At 66.2% G+C, this 18,247-nt stretch carries 20 protein-coding genes; 10 read left to right on the forward strand and 10 right to left on the reverse strand.

The features are described 5' to 3' along the window. Window positions 1–37: 37 nt before the first annotated feature. From RMCN_RS22695 to RMCN_RS22720, 6 genes are all read right to left on the reverse strand, one after another. Window positions 38–1,207, reverse strand: a complete 1,170-nt coding sequence (locus RMCN_RS22695) for a 17-hydroxy-3-oxo-4-pregnene-20-carboxyl-CoA lyase (RefSeq protein ID WP_067393908.1) — start codon at window positions 1,205–1,207, stop codon at window positions 38–40. 73 nt (window positions 1,208–1,280) lie between these two features. After that, entirely contained in the window at window positions 1,281–1,685 is a 405-nt protein-coding gene (locus RMCN_RS22700; RefSeq protein WP_064347944.1) for a MaoC family dehydratase, read from the reverse strand. Beyond that, window positions 1,682–2,662 carry a bifunctional MaoC family dehydratase N-terminal/OB-fold nucleic acid binding domain-containing protein gene (locus RMCN_RS22705; protein WP_064347943.1) on the reverse strand — a complete coding sequence of 327 codons (981 nt, stop codon included), beginning with the start codon at window positions 2,660–2,662 and terminating at the stop codon, window positions 1,682–1,684. Before RMCN_RS22705 ends, RMCN_RS22700 begins: the two co-directional genes overlap by 4 nt. Further along, on the reverse strand, window positions 2,659–3,822 hold the full coding sequence (fadE29, locus tag RMCN_RS22710; protein ID WP_067393911.1) for an acyl-CoA dehydrogenase FadE29: 1,164 nt from the start codon (window positions 3,820–3,822) through the stop codon (window positions 2,659–2,661). Before fadE29 ends, RMCN_RS22705 begins: the two co-directional genes overlap by 4 nt. A gap of 2 nt (window positions 3,823–3,824) precedes the next feature. Then, window positions 3,825–4,850, reverse strand: a complete 1,026-nt coding sequence (locus tag RMCN_RS22715) for an acyl-CoA dehydrogenase family protein (RefSeq protein ID WP_067393914.1) — start codon at window positions 4,848–4,850, stop codon at window positions 3,825–3,827. 51 nt (window positions 4,851–4,901) lie between these two features. Continuing rightward, entirely contained in the window at window positions 4,902–6,155 is a 1,254-nt protein-coding gene (locus tag RMCN_RS22720; protein WP_067393916.1) for a cytochrome P450, read from the reverse strand. Window positions 6,156–6,284: 129 nt separating this feature from the next. Between RMCN_RS22720 and RMCN_RS22725 the strand changes: the two genes are divergently transcribed. Next, the gene (locus tag RMCN_RS22725) at window positions 6,285–7,448 is read left to right on the forward strand and encodes a steroid 3-ketoacyl-CoA thiolase (protein WP_064347939.1); all 1,164 of its coding nucleotides are present in this window, start codon (window positions 6,285–6,287) and stop codon (window positions 7,446–7,448) included. Between the two features lie 42 nt (window positions 7,449–7,490). On the opposite strand, the gene RMCN_RS22730 is transcribed toward RMCN_RS22725, so the two are convergent. Beyond that, entirely contained in the window at window positions 7,491–7,871 is a 381-nt protein-coding gene (locus RMCN_RS22730; RefSeq protein WP_067393919.1) for a DUF8021 domain-containing protein, read from the reverse strand. A 23-nt stretch (window positions 7,872–7,894) separates the two neighbouring features. Here RMCN_RS22730 and RMCN_RS22735 point away from each other — a divergent pair, with 23 nt between their 5' ends. Beyond that, window positions 7,895–8,350, forward strand: coding sequence for a nitroreductase family deazaflavin-dependent oxidoreductase (locus RMCN_RS22735; RefSeq protein ID WP_067394286.1), 456 nt, complete (start codon window positions 7,895–7,897; stop codon window positions 8,348–8,350). A gap of 16 nt (window positions 8,351–8,366) precedes the next feature. On the opposite strand, the gene RMCN_RS22740 is transcribed toward RMCN_RS22735, so the two are convergent. Next, window positions 8,367–9,272 carry an SDR family oxidoreductase gene (locus RMCN_RS22740; RefSeq protein ID WP_067393922.1) on the reverse strand — a complete coding sequence of 302 codons (906 nt, stop codon included), beginning with the start codon at window positions 9,270–9,272 and terminating at the stop codon, window positions 8,367–8,369. Window positions 9,273–9,302: 30 nt separating this feature from the next. Next, on the reverse strand, window positions 9,303–10,058 hold the full coding sequence (locus tag RMCN_RS22745) for an SDR family oxidoreductase (RefSeq protein WP_201028925.1): 756 nt from the start codon (window positions 10,056–10,058) through the stop codon (window positions 9,303–9,305). 82 nt (window positions 10,059–10,140) lie between these two features. Here RMCN_RS22745 and echA20 point away from each other — a divergent pair, with 82 nt between their 5' ends. Genes echA20 through RMCN_RS22785 form a run of 8 tightly spaced genes read left to right on the forward strand, consistent with a single transcriptional unit; the run spans window position 10,141 to window position 17,089 of the window. Then, window positions 10,141–10,902 (forward strand): (7aS)-7a-methyl-1,5-dioxo-2,3,5,6,7,7a-hexahydro-1H-indene-carboxyl-CoA hydrolase, encoded by a 762-nt coding sequence (gene echA20 / locus RMCN_RS22750; protein WP_067393927.1) that lies wholly within the window; start codon window positions 10,141–10,143, stop codon window positions 10,900–10,902. Beyond that, window positions 10,899–11,774, forward strand: a complete 876-nt coding sequence (gene ipdA, locus RMCN_RS22755) for a cholesterol ring-cleaving hydrolase subunit IpdA (RefSeq protein ID WP_067393929.1) — start codon at window positions 10,899–10,901, stop codon at window positions 11,772–11,774. The genes echA20 and ipdA overlap by 4 nt, the downstream gene beginning before the upstream one ends. Continuing rightward, the gene (gene ipdB / locus RMCN_RS22760; RefSeq protein WP_067393932.1) at window positions 11,771–12,517 is read left to right on the forward strand and encodes a cholesterol ring-cleaving hydrolase subunit IpdB; all 747 of its coding nucleotides are present in this window, start codon (window positions 11,771–11,773) and stop codon (window positions 12,515–12,517) included. The genes ipdA and ipdB overlap by 4 nt, the downstream gene beginning before the upstream one ends. Beyond that, window positions 12,514–13,590, forward strand: a complete 1,077-nt coding sequence (gene ipdC / locus RMCN_RS22765) for a (3aS,4S,5R,7aS)-5-hydroxy-7a-methyl-1-oxo-octahydro-1H-indene-4-carboxyl-CoA dehydrogenase (RefSeq protein ID WP_234787753.1) — start codon at window positions 12,514–12,516, stop codon at window positions 13,588–13,590. Before ipdB ends, ipdC begins: the two co-directional genes overlap by 4 nt. 43 nt (window positions 13,591–13,633) lie before the next feature. Beyond that, the gene (locus RMCN_RS22770; protein WP_110765916.1) at window positions 13,634–14,287 is read left to right on the forward strand and encodes a SatD family protein; all 654 of its coding nucleotides are present in this window, start codon (window positions 13,634–13,636) and stop codon (window positions 14,285–14,287) included. Next, window positions 14,284–15,009: a hypothetical protein gene (locus RMCN_RS22775; RefSeq protein ID WP_067393934.1), complete on the forward strand. Its 726-nt coding sequence runs from the start codon at window positions 14,284–14,286 to the stop codon at window positions 15,007–15,009. Before RMCN_RS22770 ends, RMCN_RS22775 begins: the two co-directional genes overlap by 4 nt. Before the next feature lie 57 nt (window positions 15,010–15,066). Then, window positions 15,067–16,182, forward strand: a complete 1,116-nt coding sequence (locus tag RMCN_RS22780; RefSeq protein WP_067393935.1) for an NDMA-dependent alcohol dehydrogenase — start codon at window positions 15,067–15,069, stop codon at window positions 16,180–16,182. 19 nt (window positions 16,183–16,201) lie between these two features. Continuing rightward, entirely contained in the window at window positions 16,202–17,089 is an 888-nt protein-coding gene (locus tag RMCN_RS22785; RefSeq protein WP_067393937.1) for a hypothetical protein, read from the forward strand. Here RMCN_RS22785 and fadA6 read toward each other — a convergent pair. Continuing rightward, a complete protein-coding gene (gene fadA6 / locus RMCN_RS22790) occupies window positions 17,086–18,243 on the reverse strand; it encodes a steroid 3-ketoacyl-CoA thiolase FadA6 (protein ID WP_067393938.1) in 1,158 nt (385 codons plus the stop codon). The genes RMCN_RS22785 and fadA6 overlap by 4 nt on opposite strands. Window positions 18,244–18,247 lie beyond the last annotated feature (4 nt).

Below are 18,247 nucleotides of genomic sequence, written 5' to 3' on the forward strand. Positions count from 1 at the left end.
GAGGGTAGTAGGCGCCTCGAGCTCAGCGGCACACCGATCAGCCCAGGATCAGTCCCGATGTGGGCACGCCGGTGCCCGCGGTGACGAGGACGTGCTCGACATTGGGCACCGGGTTGACCGAAGTCCCCCGCAGCTGGCGAACACCCTCGGCGATTCCGTTCATGCCGTGGATATACGCCTCGCCCAACTGACCGCCGTGGGTGTTGATCGGAAACCGCCCGCCGACCTCGATCGCCCCGTCGGAGATGAAGTCCTTGGCATCACCCTTGTCGCAGAATCCGAGCTCTTCCAACTGGATCAGGGTGAACGGGGTGAAGTGGTCGTAGAGGATGGCGGTCTGAATGTCCTGTGGTTTCAGCCCCGACTGCGACCACAACTGCCTGCCGACGAGCCCCATCTCGGGCAGTCCGAGCTCCGGCCGGTAGTAGCTCGTCATCGAATACTGGTCCGGGCTGGAACCCTGCGAGGCCGCCTCGATGACCGCTGGGCGGTGCTTGAGGTCTTCGGCCCGCTCGGCGGATGTCACGACCAACGCGACGCCGCCGTCGGTTTCCTGGCAGCAGTCCAGAAGCCGCAGGGGTTCGGCAATCCACCGCGAATTCTGGTGATCCTCGATGGTGATCGGCTTCTCGTAGAAGTACGCCTTGGGGTTCTTGGCGGCGTGCTTGCGGTCCGCGACCGAAATCATGCCGAAGTCCCTGCTGGTCGCGCCGGATTGGTGCATGTAGCGCCGGGCGATCATCGCGACCTGCGCAGCGGGGGTCGACAAGCCGTGCGGGTAGGAGAAGGAGTTGTCGACGCCGGTCGAGTCGGCGTTCTCGACCAGACGCATCTGCACCTGGCCGAATCGGACACCCGATCTCTCGTTGAACGCCCGGTACGCCACAACGCAATCCGCCACACCGGTTGCCACCGCGATCGCCGCCTGCTGGATGGTCGCGCAGGCCGCGCCGCCTCCGTGGTGGATCTTCGAGAAGAACTTCAACTCGCCGATGCCCGTCGCCCGCGCGATCGCGACCTCGGTGTTGGAGTCCATCGTGAAGGTGACCATGCCGTCGACGTCGGCAGGTGTCAGGCCCGCATCGTCGAGCGCGTCGAGCACCGCTTCGGACGCGAGTCGCAATTCGCTGCGACCGGAGTTCTTGGAGAAGTCGGTGGCGCCGATCCCGACGATCGCCGCCTTCCCGGACAGTCCACCCGCACTCATGCTCGGCTCTCCGCTCGTTCCGGTCCTCGCTCGTTCCTCGCTGCGATCCTCACTCGCGGTCGCCTTCGCGGCATCAGCCCTTTCCTCCGATCGTCAAAGTCGCAGTGGCGATCACGTGGTTGCCGAGGCTGTTGGCGCCGACGATCTTCAACGTGATCAGGCCGTCCTCGATGGCGGTCACCTCACCGGAGAACGTCACGGTGTCATAGGCGTACCACGGCACACCCAATCGCAGCGATATCGATTTGATGATCGCGGTCGGACCGGCCCAGTCGGTGATGTACCGCTGCACCAGGCCGGTGTCGGTGAGGATGTTGACGAAGATGTCCTTGCTGCCCTTGGCCTGCGCCTTGTCCCTGTCGTGATGGACGTCCTGATAATCGCGGGTGGCGATGGCCGTCGACACGATGAAGGTCGGGTCGCCGTAGAGGGCGAGTTCGGGAAGCTTCGTTCCCACGTCGACTGCGGGTGCGCTCACGCTGCGGCCTCCTCATCGGGCTCCCACGCGTAGAGCGTCCACGCGGGACCGGATTCGCCTTCCGGGAAATCGATATATGTTGCGCGGACGGGCATTCCGATCTGCACCGTGGCCGGGTCGACGTTACGGAGCTGTCCGAGCATCCGCACACCCTCCTCGAGCTCGACAAGAGCGATCACAAACGGCAACGTCCGCCCGGGCACCTTCGGCGCATGGTGCACGACGAAACTGAACACGGTGCCCTTGCCGCTGGCGACGACGTAATCGGTCGGCTGGTCCTTGTCCTGCCAGATGGCGGGTATCGGAGGGTGCACCAATGTGCCGTCGTCACGCTTCTGGATGCGCAACTCATGTGCGTTGACGCCGTCCCAGAAGAACTTCGTGTCGCGCGACGAAGCCGGCCGCATCATCATGTCCGCGTCCAGATCGTCGGGCACCGCCGCGCCGGCGTCCTTCTCTGCCGGCTTGAACTTCATGATGCGCCACAGCATTTCAGCGACAGCTTCGTCACCGTCGGTACCGTTGGCCACGGTCCAGGTGATGAGCTGGTTGATGAAGTACCCCTCACCCAGCGCTGTGCGCTTGGGACCGACGACGTCAGTGATCTCGGCGTGGATGCTGACTTCCTCACCCGGGCGCAGATACCGGTGGTAGGTCTGCTCACAGTTGGTGGCGACCACGCCGACGTAGCCGGCATCGTCGAACAGCTGCATCATCTTGGTCAGGGGGTCGTCGTCCGAGCGGCCCTGTCCGAGCCCGCCCATCGTCCACACCTGGATCATCGCCGGCGGCGCCACGATGCCCGGGTGGCCGGCGGCCTTGGCGGCCGTCTCGTCCACGTAGATCGGGTTCCGGTCCCCGATGGCGTCGACCCAGTGGTGAATCATGGGCTGATTGACCGGATCTCGACCGGTGCGCGGCTCGCTTCTGCCGTCCGCCTTGATCTTCTCGATGTCTGCCCTCAGGTCGGCGCTCACCGCGGAACCCTCGGCACCTTCAGGCCCGCGGCCGCGATCATCTCCCGCATCACCTCGTTGACACCTCCACCGAACGTGATCACCAGGTTTCGTTTGGTCTGCGAGTCAAGCCATTCCAGCAGTTCGGCGGTCTCCGGCTCAGCCGGGTCGCCGTACTTGCCGACGATCTCCTCGGCGAGGCGTCCGGCGTACTGAATCCGCTCGGTGCCGAACACCTTGGTTGCTGCGGCGTCGGCGATGTCGATGGTCTCGCCGGCCGCAGCGACCTGCCAGTTGAGTAGTTCGTTGATCCGCCACATCGCCTTGAGCTCACCGAGAGCGCGCTTGACGTCACCGTGGTTGATCGGAATGTCGCCGTTGCCACCGGGTTTCGAGGCCCACGCGTGCACGTGGTCATAGAGGCTGGCGAATCGGCCGGCGGGCCCCAGCATCACGCGCTCATTGTTCAGCTGGGTGGTGATCAGCTTCCACCCGCCGTTCTCCTCACCGACCAGCATGTCGACCGGCACCCGAACGTCGTTGTAGTACGTCGCGTTGGTGTGGTGAGCGCCATCGGACAGGATCATCGGCGTCCACGAGTACCCCGGGTCCTTGGTGTCGACGATGAGGATCGATATCCCCTTGTGCTTCACCGCCTCCGGGTCGGTGCGACACGCCAGCCAGATGTAGTCCGCGTCATGCCCGCCGGTGGTGAACACCTTCTGCCCGTTGACGATGTACTCGTCGCCCTGCCGTACCGCGGTGGTGCGTAGCGACGCCAGATCGGTGCCGGCTTCCGGTTCGGTGTAGCCGATCGCGAAGTGCACCTCGCCGGCGAGGATGGCGGGCAGGAACTTCTTCTTCTGTTCTTCGGTGCCGTACTGCTGCAGCGTGGGCCCGACGGTCTGCAGTGTGACGGCGGGCAGCGGCACGTCGGCCCGCTGCGCCTCGTTGACGAAGATCGACTGTTCGATGGGCCCGAAGCCGAGGCCGCCGAATTCCTTCGGCCAGCCGACGCCGAGCTTGCCGTCCGAGCCCATCCGCTTGATGACCGCGCGGTACGCCTTGCCGTGGCGGTCCTTTTCCATCTCCTTGGCCTCTTCGGGCGAGATGAGATTGGAGAAGTACTCGCGCAGTTCGGCCTGCAGCTGCTTCTGTTCGGGCGTCAGTTCGATGAACATTGCTAGCTCCCGTCGTTTCGCTCGCCCAGTGCGGCTCCCACCAAATCGAGCCGGTGTGACGGACCACCCACGAGGCGGGCCAGGTCCTTGATCGAGGAGTAGTAGCGGTCCATCGGATAGGTGATGTCCATACCCATACCGCCGTGCAGGTGATGACAGAGCTGCATCACCGGAGGCGCCTGCGATGCCAGCCAGTACGCGAGGATGTCGATATCGTCGTCGGCGTCGCGGCCCTCTGACAGCCGCCAGGTCACCGAGTTCGACGCCAATGTCAGTGTGCGCGAGGCGATGTACACCTCGGCCAGCTGCGCGGCGACGGTCTGGAATGTCGACAGCGGTTTGCCGAACTGCTCGCGAGTGGCCACGTAGTCGGCGGTGAGCCGCAGTGCGCCGGCGACCAGTCCCGCTGCGAACGCACTGATGGCTGCTAGGGCAAGCTGGTTGACTCGGCGGGCCTGCAGCCCGTCCAGCGTGCCGTCGACTGCGGCGTCGGTGAACGTCACCGAGTACTCGTCGCCGTGGTTGGACGTCGGCGACTTGGTCACCACCACGCCGTCGGCCTTCGGCGACACCACCACCACGGCGCTGTTGGTCGTGACGACGAGCCAATCCGCCTGTTCCGCATAGGGAACGGCGACCTTGGTACCGCTGAGCCGGCCGTCGGCGAACGTCACCGCCGGCCGATCCGGCAGCGGTGCCCCCGGTTCATTGAGCGCGGCCGAGAGCACGGCGCCTTTGCCGACCCCGGCCAGATAGCGGTCCTGCTGCTCGTCGGTCGCCGACTCCAGGAGCGGAAGCAATCCCAGACCCAGCGTGGCCAACGCGGGGCTGACCGTTCCGTGTCTGCCGATCTCGGTGAGCGCGGTCGCCACCTCGGGCAGGCCGACACCGTCGCCGCCGAGACGCTCGGGGACCGCAAGCGCGGTCACGCCTCCGGACACCAGTGCGTCCCAACTGTTGTCCCGGGTCAGCACCGAGGTCACCACGTCGGCGACAGCCTGCTGCCCTTCGTCTGGACTGAAGTCCACCCGAATCCTCCTTGATACCGGGAAATTTCGCAGTCGCTACAACGTACGTCGTCAGCTGTTGGCGACCGGGCACTTTCCGGTGTAATCCACCTGCCAGTGCTTGATGCCGTTGAGCCAGCCCGACTTGAGCCGCTCGGGCTCGCCGATCGGCTTGAGATCGGGCATGTGGTCGGCGACCGCGTTGAAAATCAGGTTGATGGTCATCTTCGCCAGGTTCGCGCCGATGCAGTAGTGCGCGCCGGTGCCGCCGAAACCGACGTGCGGATTGGGGTCGCGCAGGATGTCGAACTTGTGCGGGTTCTCGAAGACCTCTTCGTCGAAGTTGGCCGAGCGGTAGGACATCACGACCCGCTGACCCTTCTTGATCTGCACGCCACCCAACTCGACGTCCTCCAACGCGGTGCGCTGGAAGGCCGAAACCGGGGTGGCCCAACGGACGATCTCATCGGCGGCGGTCTCGGGGCGTTCGCGCTTGTAGAGCTCCCACTGATCCGGGTTCTGCGAGAACGCGATCATGCCGTGGGTGATGGAGTTGCGGGTGGTCTCGTTACCGGCAACCGCGAGCATCACGACGAAGAAGCCGAACTCGTCATCGGAGAGCTTCTCGCCGTCGATGTCGGCCTCGATCAGCTTGGTGACGATGTCTTCGGTGGGGTTCTTGGCCCGCTCCTCGGCCATCTTCATCGCGTACTGGATCAACTCGAACGACGACACCGCAGGGTCCACATCGGCATACTCCGGGTCTTCACCGGCGGTCATCTCGTTGGACCAGCGGAAGATCTTGTCGCGGTCGTCCTGCGGCACGCCGAGCAGTTCGGCGATGGCCTGCAGCGGAAGCTCGCACGAGACCTGTTCGACGAAGTCGCCGGACTCCTCGGCCGCGGCGGTCTCGGCGATCTTCTGTGCCCGAGCCCGCAGTTCGTCTTCGAGCCGCCCCACAGCGCGGGGCGTGAAGCCGCGCGAGATGATCTTGCGAAGACGGGTGTGCTGGGGCGCGTCCATGTTCAGCAGCACCGCCTTCTGCAGGTCGATGGCATCGCGCGTCATGTCCTGCGGCCAGACCGGGATCGCGCCGTCGGGTGAGCTGCCGAAGACATCGTTGCGCTTCGAGACCTCTTTGACGTCGGCGTGCTTGGTCACCAGCCAGTAGCCCTTGTCGCCGAAGCCGCCGGTGCCGCCTGGCACGTCGACCCAGTGGATCGGCTCGGACCTACGCAACTCGGCCAGCTCTTCGACGGGAAGGCGCTCGAGGTTCAGGCTCGCGTCGAGGAAGTCGAAGTCGGCTGGGATATTCGGGCAAGGCATGGGGAAAGCTCCTCCGCAACAGTTATTGCAACATGTTCTAGTCTCAGTAAAACATGCCTTCTGCGCAGATAAAAGGCAGGTCATCAACGTCGCTTGTCAGAGTAATGAAACGTGTTCTAGCCTGACGGAATGGGTAACCCTGTCATCGTTGAAGCCACCCGCAGCCCCATTGGTAAGCGCAACGGCTGGCTGTCCGGCCTGCACGCCACCGAGTTGCTCGGTGCCACCCAGAAAGCTGTCGTCGAGAGGGCCGGGATCGACCCCGGCGACGTCGAGCAGGTGATCGGTGGCTGCGTCACACAGTACGGCGAACAGTCCAACAACATCACCCGGGTGAGCTGGCTGGTGGCCGGCCTGCCCGAGCACGTCGGCGCGATGACCGTCGACTGCCAGTGCGGCAGCGGTCAGCAGGCCAACGGGCTGGTCGCGGGATTGATCGCAGCAGGTGCCATCGACATCGGCATCGCCTGCGGCATCGAGGCGATGAGCCGCGTCGGCCTCGGCGCCAACGCCGGCCCCGACCGCAGCATCCTGCGGCCGTCGTCGTGGGACATCGACCTGCCCGACCAGTTCACCGCTGCCGAGCGGATCGCCAAACGGCGCGGGATCACCCGCGAGGATATCGACCAGTTCGGTTTCGAGTCCCAGCTCAAGGCCAAGCAGGCGTGGGCCGAAGGCCGGTTCGACCGCGAGATCAGCGGTATCGAGGCGCCCGTGCTCGACGAGCAGAAGCAGCCCACCAGCGAGCGCCACGTCGTGACGCGCGACCAGGGCCTGCGCGACACCACCCTCGAGGGCTTGGCATCACTGAAGCCGGTGCTCGAGGACGGTATCCACACTGCGGGTACCTCGTCGCAGATCTCCGACGGCGCGGCGGCGGTGCTGTGGATGGACGAGGATAAGGCCCGTGCGCTCGGATTGAAGCCCCGCGCCCGCATCGTGAGCCAGGCGCTGGTCGGTGCCGAGCCGTACTACCACCTCGACGGGCCGGTTCAGTCGACGGCGAAGGTGCTCGAGAAGGCCGGCATGAAGATGGGCGACATCGACATCGTCGAGATCAACGAGGCCTTCGCCTCGGTCGTCCTGTCGTGGGCGCGGGTGCACGAACCCGACATGGACCGGGTCAACGTCAACGGCGGCGCGATCGCGCTCGGCCACCCCGTCGGTAGCACCGGCAGCCGGCTGATCACCACCGCTCTGCACGAGTTGGAGCGCACCGACAAGAGCACGGCGCTGATCACGATGTGCGCAGGCGGCGCGCTGTCCACCGGCACGATCATCGAGCGGATCTAGTCGCGAAATCGTCGGGCGCCGAAGCGCTTTACGTCGACGGGCTCAGCCGCGCAGCAATACCGGCCGCACGCGCGCGCGGATGTGGTGGATCTTCCCGTCGGCGGCCGGAATGCGGAAGGTCTCCTCGGTGCGGGCGCCCACGCGCCGCCCGGCGATTGTCGGCTTGGTGACGACGGTGAACGTTGCGTGCACGTCGTCGCCGTCGACGCGGAATTCGCGGTCGACGATCGCCGAGATGATCCGGAACTGCGGTCCGCGATTCAGGCTGCGCCGCAGATGCGCACCCGAGAAGCCGGTCTTGAGGCCGTTTTCGATCCTGGTGCAGTCCGGCGCGAAGGGAACGTCGTCGCCCCGATGGCTGACCAGCGCATCGATATAGGACTCCGCGGCGGCGATCCGATCGGTATCAGAGACTGTGCTCATCGACCGAGCATAGGATGACGGCCATGCCAAAGTCGCGGCCACGGTTCATGGATACGAAGGCCTCGGACTTCTTCGTCAAGCAGATGTCGAGGCTCAACACCTTCCTGTACCGCCGCAACAACGGCGAAGGGCTCGGCGGCGAGTTCCAGGGCATCCCGGTGGCGCTGCTGACGACGACCGGACGCAAGACCGGCGAACCTCGGGTCAGCCCGTTGTACTTTCACCGCGACGGCGACAAGGTGATCGTCGCCGCGTCCAAGGGCGGCAGCGACAAACATCCGATGTGGTACCTGAACCTCAAGGCCGACCCCCGCGTCCAGGTGCAGATCAAGAGCGAAGTGCTGGACCTGACCGCGCGCGACGCCACCGAGGAGGAGCGTGCGAAGTACTGGCCGCGACTGGTCCAGATGTATCCGACGTACGAGGACTACCAGTCCTGGACCGATCGCGTGATCCCGTTGGTGGTCTGCGAACCCTGACCGATGACCCGGCCGCTCAGGCGCCGTAGACCGGCACGGGTGGACGCGCCTTGGCGAGCAGATCGGTGACCACCGGGCCGAGTTCGGCGGGATCCCACCGCGCGCCCTTGTCGACCTGTGGCCCGTGTGCCCAGCCCTCGGCGACCCGCACGATGCCGCCTTCCACCTCGAACATGCGGCCGGTGACATCCTTGGATTCGACGCTTCCCAGCCAGACCACCAGGGGGGAGATGTTCTCGGGCGCCATCGCGTCGAAGTCCTGATCCTGGGTGGCCATCATGTCGGCGAACACGGTCTCGGTCATCCGGGTCCGCGCCGACGGGGCGATCGCGTTGACGGTGACGCCGTAGCGCCCCATCTCGGCGGAGGCCACCAGGGTCAGGGCCGCGATGCCCGCCTTGGCGGCGCTGTAATTCGCCTGTCCCACACTGCCTTGCAGGCCGGCCCCCGAGCTCGTGTTGATGATCCGCGCGTCCACTGGATTGCCGGCCTTGGACTGGGCCCGCCAGTACGCCGCGGCGTGGCGCATGGTGGCGAAGTGTCCCTTGAGGTGCACGGCGATGACGGCGTCGAATTCCTCTTCGCTGGTGTTGGCGAACATCCGGTCGCGCACGATCCCGGCGTTGTTCACCAGCACGTCGAGCCCACCGAATGTGTCGACCGCGGTCTGGATCAGACCCTCGGCCTGCGCCCAGTCGGCGACGTTGGCGCCGTTGGCGACGGCTTCCCCACCGGCGGCGGTGATTTCGTCAACAACGCTTTGTGCGGCGCTGCCACCACCCGCGGGTGAGCCGTCGAGGCCGACCCCGATGTCGTTGACGACCACGCGGGCGCCTTCGGCGGCGAATGCAAGAGCGTGTGCGCGGCCGATGCCGCCGCCGGATCCCGTCACGATGACCACTCGACCGTCGAGCAATCCCATATCTGTTGTCTCCTTGGTTGTTTGAGCGCGCTACTTGATGTCAGCAGTGGTGGTTGCGAGGTAATGCGGTGGTTCACCGCCACCGTGCACCTCGAGCGATGCGCCGCTGATGTAGGACGCCGCGTCGCAGGCCAGGAACGCCGCGGCCCAGCCCACGTCGGCCGGTTTGGCGAGCCGGCCCAGCGGAACGTTGCGCGAGATCGCCGCGATGGAATCCGCGTCGCCGTAGAAGAGTTCGGACTGTTCGGTCTCGACCATCCCGACGACCACCGAGTTGACGCGCACCTTCGGCGCCCACTCGACCGCCAGCGTGGAGGTCAGGCTTTCCATGCCGGCCTTGGCCGCCCCGTAGGGTGCGGTGCCCGGCGTGGGCCGACGGCCGCTCACGCTGGCGATGTTGATGATCGACCCGCCACGGTCCTGCTTCTGCATCACCGCATTCGCGTGGGTCGACACCGAAAGCGGGCCCAGCAGATTCAGTTCGACGATCTTGCGGCTGAACTTGGCCGACGACTCGGCGGCGAGCACATACGGTGAACCACCCGCGTTGTTGACCACCACATCGAGACGACCGTGACGCTCGGCGACGGTCTCGACCAGGGAGGCGACCGCGTCGTCGTCCCGCACATCGCACGCATGGAACTCGTATGGCAATCCCTCGACAGGCCGGCGGGCGCAGGTGACGACCGTGGCGCCCTGCTCGGCGAACACGGCGCTGATGCCGGCACCGACCCCCCGCACGCCGCCGGTCACCAGCACCACCCTGCCTTCGAGGGCCAGGTTCATGTCTTGCAGGTCGGTCACTGTGCTAGCGTACCAAGCAAGTGCTTGCTTTCCTACCGGACCCAGGAAGTCTTCGGGAGCTCAGATGACCATCACTCGTACCATCACCGAACCGGGAATCGTCTCGGTCACCGTCGACTACCCCCCGGTCAACGCGATTCCGTCGCGCGGCTGGTTCGAACTCGCCGACGAGATCACCGATGCCGGCGCCGATCCCGAGACGCACGTCGTGATCCTGCGCGCGGAGGGCCGTGGGTTCAACGCCGGCGTCGACATCAAGGAGATGCAGCGCACGGAGGGCTTCACCGCGCTGATCGACGCCAACCGCGGCTGTTATGCGGCGTTCAAGGCGGTCTACGAGTGCGCGGTCCCGGTGGTCGCCGCGGTCAACGGGTTCTGCGTCGGAGGCGGCATCGGCCTGGTCGGCAACGCCGACGTCATCGTCGCATCGGACGACGCGACGTTCGGGCTGCCCGAGGTCGAGCGCGGCGCGCTCGGCGCGGCGACCCACCTGTCGCGCTTGGTGCCGCAACACATGATGCGCCGGTTGTTCTTCACCGCCGCCACCGTCGATGCGGCCACGCTGCACCACTTCGGCTCGGTGCACGAAGTGGTCCCGCGCGATCAACTCGACGAGGCCGCGCTCCGTGTCGCGCGCGATATCGCCGCCAAGGACACCCGCGTGATCCGCGCGGCCAAGGAGGCGCTGAACTTCATCGATGTGCAGAGGGTCAACTCCAGCTATCGCATGGAGCAGGGCTTCACGTTCGAGCTGAACCTCGCGGGCGTGTCCGACGAACACCGCGACGCGTTCGCGGGCACCGACAAGGGAGCGGGGACGCAATGAGCGATAAGAGAACAACTCTCGACGACGCGGTCTCGCAGATCCGCAGTGGGATGACCATCGGCATCGGCGGCTGGGGTTCTCGGCGCAAGCCGATGGCGTTCGTGCGGGCGTTGCTGCGCACCGACGTCACCGACCTCACCGTCGTCACCTACGGCGGTCCCGACCTCGGGCTGCTGTGCTCGGCGGGCAAGGTGAAACGCGTCTACTACGGCTTCGTCTCGCTCGACTCGCCGCCGTTCTACGACCCGTGGTTCGCCAAGGCGCGCACGACCGGCGCGATCGAGGCCCGCGAGATGGACGAGGGCATGCTTCGGTGCGGGCTGCAGGCCGCGGCGCAGCGACTGCCGTTCCTGCCGATCCGGGCCGGGCTGGGCAGCGACGTCCGCGCGTTCTGGGGAGACGAACTGAAGACCGTGCGGTCCCCCTACCCCACCGGCGAGTCCTACGAAGAACTCGTCGCGATGCCCGCGCTCACCTTGGACGCCGCCTTCGTCCACATGAATCTCGGTGATGCTGCGGGCAATGCGGCTTACACCGGCATCGATCCCTACTTCGACGACCTGTACCTGATGGCGGCCGAGCGCCGGTTCCTGTCGGTCGAGCGGGTGGTGCCGACCGACGAGCTGGTCAAAGCGGTTCCGCCACAAGCGCTTCTGATCAACCGGATGATGGTCGACACCGTCGTCGAGGCGCCCAACGGTGCCCACTTCACCACCGCCGAACCCGACTACCGTCGTGACGAGAAGTTCCAGCGGCACTACGCCGAAGCGGCCAAATCCGACGATTCGTGGCAGGAGTTCGTGCAGACCTATCTGTCCGGCACCGAAGCCGACTACCAGGCCGCGGTGCGAGAATTCAAGGAGCAGCAATGATGTCGGTGTCCCGAGCCGAAGTGTGCGCCGTCGCGTGTGCCGAGTTGTTCCGCGACGCCGGTGAGATCATGGTCAGCCCGATGACGACCATGGTCTCGATCGGCGCCCGACTGGCCCGCCTGACCTTCTCCCCCGACATCCTGCTGACCGACGGCGAAGCGCGACTGCTGGCCGATACGCCCGCGCTCGGGGCCGCAGGGGCGATCGAAGGTTGGATGCCGTTCGGCCGGGTCTTCGAGACGCTGGCCTGGGGCCGACGCCATGTGGTCATGGGCGCCAACCAGATCGATCGCTACGGCAACCAGAACCTGTCGGCGTTCGGACCGCTGCAGCATCCGACCCGCCAGATGTTCGGCGTACGCGGGGCCCCGGGCAACACCATCAACCACGCGACCAGCTACTGGGTGGGCAACCACTCGAAGCGCGTGTTCGGTGAGTCCGTGGACATCGTCTCCGGAATCGGTTGGGACAAAGTCGATCCCGACAACCCCGCATACCGGTTCGTCAACGTGTACCGGGTGATCACAAACCTGGGCGTATTCGACTTCAACGGCCCCGACCATCAGATGCGGGCGGTGTCACTGCATCCCGGTATCGAACCCGAACAGGTCGCCGAGAACACCTCGTTCGAGGTGCACGGGCTGGACTCCGCCGAGCAGACCCGGTTCCCCACCGATGCCGAGCAGAAACTGATCCGCGAGGTGATCGACCCCAAGGGACTGCGGGACAAGGAAATCCGGTGAGCACTCCGGGTAAGCCCACGTTGCGCACACCGCTGACCGAGCTCGTCGGTATCGAGCACCCGGTGGTCCAGACCGGCATGGGCTGGGTGGCGGGCGCACGGCTGGTTTCGGCGACGTCGAACGCCGGCGGCCTCGGAATCCTCGCGTCGGCGACCATGACGCTCGAGGAACTGCAGACGGCGGTCACCAAGGTCAAAAGCGCCACGGACAAACCCTTCGGCATCAACATCCGCGCCGACGCGGGAGACGCCGGCGAACGGATCGACCTGCTGATCCGCGAGGGCGTCAAGGTCGCCTCGTTCGCACTGGCGCCCAAACCCGAGCTGATCGCCAAGCTCAAAGACGCCGGCGTCGTGGTGATTCCGTCGGTCGGTCTGGCCAAGCACGCCAAGAAGGTGGCCGGCTGGGGCGCCGACGCGGTGATCGTGCAAGGCGGTGAAGGCGGCGGCCACACCGGGCCGATCGCGACGACGCTGCTGTTGCCGTCCGTGCTCGACGCTGTCGACATCCCGGTCGTTGCGGCGGGCGGCTTCTTCGACGGCCGCGGGCTCGCGGCGGCATTGTCTTACGGTGCGGCGGGCGTCGCCATGGGGACTCGATTCCTGCTGACGTCGGACTCCACGGTTCCCGAAGCGGTCAAGCGTCGGTACCTCGAATCGGCACTGGACGGCACCGTCGTGTCGACCCGTGTCGACGGAATGCCGCACCGGGTGCTGCGCACCGGCCTGGTCGAGAAGCTGGAGAGCGGATCGCGACTGCGGGGTTTCTCGGCGGCCGTCCGCAACGCGCAGAAGTTCAAGAAGATGTCGGGTATGACGTGGCGGTCGATGATCCGCGACGGCTTGGAGATGCGGCACGGCAAGGAGTTGACGTGGTCGCAGGTGGTGATGGCCGCCAACACCCCGATGCTCCTGAAAGCCGGTTTGGTCGAGGGCAATACGGATGCGGGTGTGCTGGCATCCGGCCAGGTCGCGGGCATTTTGGACGATCTGCCGTCCTGCGCGGAGCTGATCGAGACGATCGTGGCCGACGCGGTTACGCAGCTGCGACAGGCCAGCGGATACATCGAGTGAAGGCTATTGCTTAATTTTGTGGTAGTGAAGCTATAATCTTCATGTGCCTGGACTGAAGCGGTCGCCTTCACCGCACGCCCGCGCCACGTTGATCGGCGACGTGATCGGCTCACGCCGGGTGGCCGATCGCACCGCCACGCACCGCGCACTCAACAAAGCGCTTGTCGACGCCGCCGGCGACGCGATCGACGCACCCGCGTTCACGGTCGGTGACGAGTTTCAGGGCAGCTATCGGACGGTCGGCGCCGCGATCGAAGCGGCGTTCGCCATTCGTCTGGCCGTTGCGCCCGGTATCGACGTCCGATTCGGCATCGGCTGGGGCGCCGTGACCGTATTGGACTCCGACTCCGGAATCCAGGACGGACCGGGCTGGTGGGCCGCCCGCGAGGCGATCGAGTGGACCGCATCCGCACAACGCCAACCGGGTCTGGCCTTGGTGCGCACATCGTTTCGGGCCGAGGGCGAGAACCGCCGCGATCTGGAGGCGATCAACGCCGCACTGTTGTGTCGGGACCATCTGATTGGATCGCTCGATGACCGCTCATTGAGGATTGTGAAGGGACTGTTGACCGGCAAGACCAAGAAGGACATCGCCGCCGACGAGGGCATCAGCGCGTCGGCGGTGTCCCAACGCGCGGGTCGCGACGGGTTGGACCTGATCCTGCTCGCGGCGCAGTATCTGCGGGACGTGCCATGAGCGCGGTCGCGGTGCTGCTGATCGCGATCGGTACCGCCGATGTCCTTCGACGGCTCGTCGATCGTGTGTGGCTGCCCGCCGCGGCGGCACCCGTTGTCGTGATCGGATGCGCGGCGATGGCGGGGCTGTGGCGGTGGGGCGACATCGCGCTGCTCGTTGTGGCGGCGCTAAGCGGCGTCGGCTGGGTGGTGCTGAGCGCGCGCGCCGAACGCACCGGTCGGCATCAGGTGACGCCGCTGGTCGTCTTCGGCGGTGCGCTCGGGGTGCTGATCCTGCTCTCGGGCCTCAGCTCGGAGGTGGCGGGGGTGGCGGCCCGGTGGCCGGCCTGGGTCGGCATCGAGGTGTCCCCCGACCGGCTCTTGATGATCGTCGGCGTGATGTTCATGCAACTGGTGACCGGGAATCAGTTGGTGCGCTTGGTGCTTGGGTCGGTCGGCGCGGTCAAACCGGAGGGGCAGCCCCAGGCCTCGGACCGGTTGAAGGGCGGCAGGCTGCTCGGTCCCATGGAGCGGGTGCTCATCCTCGGGCTCGGCCTGGCCGGCCAGCTCACCGCCGCCACGGCCGTCGTCGCCGCCAAGAGCATCATCCGGTTCCCGGAGATCAACGCGCAGAAGGCACGCGAGAACGGGGGCATCGGAATCGACGAGATCACCGAGTACTTCCTTGTCGGAAGCTTCGCGAGCTGGATCGTCGCACTCGGCGGGCTGGCTCTCGCACACTGAACGGTAAGCCCTTCGATTCGCCCGTAATCCGGAAGCGGTTTTCCTACACTCGCGCCCATGAAGACCAATGCCGCCGTTCTGTGGGGACTCAACGAGCCGTGGAGCATCGAGGAGATCGACCTCGATGGTCCGAAAGAAGGCGAGGTGCTCGTCTCCTTCGAGGCGACCGGGCTGTGTCACTCGGACCATCATGTCGTCACGGGTGACTTCGCCGGTGTGCCGCTGCCGATCATCGGCGGCCACGAGGGCGCGGGTGTCGTCGTCGAACTCGGTCCTGGGGTGCGTGACCTCAACGTCGGTGACCACGTCGTCACGTCGTTCCTGCCCGCCTGCGGGCGTTGCCGCTGGTGCGCGAGCGGACATCAGAACCTGTGCGACCTCGGCGCGCTGATCCTGGTCGGCCTGCAGGCCGACGGAACATACCGGCGCAAGGTGCAGGGCAAGGACGTCGGAATCCTCTCCGGTGTGGGCAGTTTCTCGCAGTACGGGACGCTGTCGGAGGCATCGGTGGTCAAGGTCGACGACGACTTCCCGCTGGCGCGGGCCTGCCTGTTGGGCTGCGGGGTGATGACGGGTTGGGGTTCGGCCGTCAACACCGCCGACGTCAGCCCCGGAGACACGGTCGTGATCATCGGATGCGGCGGTATCGGCAGCGGCGCGATTCAGGGTGCGCGCCTGGCCGGCGCGGAGCACATCGTCGTCGTCGATCTCGTAGAAAGCAAGCGGGAGAAGGCCTTCGAGTTCGGTGCCACCCACTTCGTGACGTCCATGCCCGAGGCCATGGAACTGGTCGGTGAGCTCACCCGCGGCGTGATGGCCGATTCCGCGTTGTTGACCATGGGCGTCCTCGAAGGGCGGATGATCGACGAGGCGCTCAACATCATCCGCAAGGGCGGTGCGGTCGTGATGACCGCGATCGCGTCGATGGCCGATGTCACGCCGACGCTGTCGATGGCGATGATGACGCTGTTCCAGAAGCGGCTGCTGGGCAGCCTCTACGGTGAGGCCAATCCGCGCGCCGACATCCCGCGGCTTCTCAACCTCTACCGCGACGGCAAGCTCCTGCTCGACGAAACCGTCACTGCCGAATACAAACTCAACGACATCAACGAGGGTTACGACGACATGCTGGCGGGGCGCAACATCCGCGGCGTGATCATCCACGACCACTGACGCGATGCCGGAGGCATAGGTGCGCTGGCTGTCGCACGTGCGGTCGGTGCTGAGCACCGAGATCCACGCCGTCCGCAATCGCAAGCTGGACCTCAATCCCGCCGATCTCACCCGGTTCACGTTCCCGTTGGTGTTGGGACTGGCCGGTGTCGTGGCGTTCGGCGCCGTGCCACTGATCGTCATCCGCAGCAGCGTCAGCACCGATGACGTGCTGGTCCCGCTGCTGGGATCGCTGGCCCTGACCGCCGTGGGCACGGCGGTGATGACGTGGTTGATCGCCATCGTGGTGTCCGGTCTGGTGCTGGTGGTCGTCTATCGAACCGCGCCGGCTACGGCGTCACGGCTGGTGATTCGCACCGTCGTCGACTCGTTCGACCGCGTCAGCGACACGGCCGCGCGACTGGCGACCCTCGCGCTTGTAGCCGGTCTCGTCGCCCTGGCCATCGGGCTGCCGACCCGGCCCGACGACGAACTGGCGCATCCGGTGGTCAACGACCTGCTCACCGCGCAGATCGGGGTTCTCTTGGCCGCGCTCGGCGTCGCCTACCTCGCCGAGACCGTGCGCTGCGCCGCCGAGCTGGTGGACAGGCAATCACTGCTGCTGGCGTGGCCGTGGTCGCTTGGGATCTCCTGTGCCAGTTGGATTATCGCGACCAGCGTCGGGCCGTTCCAGACCTCCCGCATGCTGGCGGTCCTGCTCAACGAGTGGCTGCCGGCCGCCGTGAACGGGACTCCGCGAACGGAAGTGATCGCCGATCTGCTTCCAGCGGGTGCGAACTGGTGGGCGGCCTTCGCGCTGCTGCCCGTGATCACCGTGGTGTGGGCGCTCGGCGCGCACCGCCACGACGGATTCGCGGCGATGCGAGAGCTCCTCGCGGGCAAGGCCGACAGGCCGCAGGAGGCCTAGAGACGCTCGATGATCGTGACGTTGGCGGTGCCGCCGCCTTCGCACATCGTCTGCAGACCGTAGCGACCGCCTCTGCGCTCCAACGTGTTCAGCATCGTCGCGAACAACTTCGCGCCCGTGGCGCCCAGCGGATGGCCGAGCGCGATCGCGCCGCCGCTGGGGTTCACCTTCGCGGGGTCGGCGCCGGTCTCCTTGAGCCAGGACATCACGACCGGCGCGAAGGCTTCGTTGATCTCGACGGTGTCGATATCGTCGATCGACAGGCCGGTCTTCTTCAACGCGTACTCCGTCGCCGGGATCGGCCCGGTCAACATGAACACCGGGTCGGCGCCGCGGGCGCTGATGTGGTGGATGCGGGCGCGGGGCTTGAGTCCGTGGTCCTTGACGGCCTGCTCGGAAGCCAGCAGCACTGCGCTGGCGCCGTCGGAGATCTGGCTGGCCATCGCGGCGGTCAGCCGGCCGCCGTCGACCAGGGTCTTGAGCCCGGCCATCTTCTCCAGCGAGGTGTCGCGCGGGCCCTCGTCGGTGGCGAACCCGTCGACCGGAATGATCTCGTTCTCGAAGTGACCGGAGCGGATCGCCTCCTGTGCACGCTGGTGGCTGGTCAGCGAGTACTGCTCCATCTCCTCGCGGGAGATGTCCCACTTCTCCGCGATCAGCTCGGCGCCGCGGAACTGTGAGATCTCCTGGTCGCCGTAGCGGTGCAGCCAGCTCTTGGATTCGTTGGTCGGCGAGGTGAAGCCGAACTGCTCGGCGACGGTCATCGCCGACGAGATCGGGATCTGACTCATGTTCTGCATACCGCCGGCGACAATGAGATCGGCCGTACCGGACATGATCGCTTGTGCGCCAAAGGAAACCGCCTGCTGACTGGACCCGCACTGGCGGTCGACGGTGACGCCCGGAACCTCTTCGGGGTAACCCGCCGCCAGCCACGACAGCCGGGCGATGTTGCCGGCCTGCGGACCGATCGCATCGACACAACCGGCGATGACGTCGTCGACCGCGCCGGGATCCACGTCGACTCGGTCGAACAGGCCGCGCCATGCGGCAGCGCCCAGATCCACGGGATGCACACCGGCCAGCGATCCGTTGCGCTTGCCGACTGCGGTGCGAACGGCGTCGATGACGTAAGCCTGCGATGTTGGGGTCATTGTT

The organism is Mycolicibacterium novocastrense (assembly GCF_001570485.1).
Taxonomy (GTDB): Bacteria; Actinomycetota; Actinomycetes; order Mycobacteriales; family Mycobacteriaceae; genus Mycobacterium; species Mycobacterium novocastrense.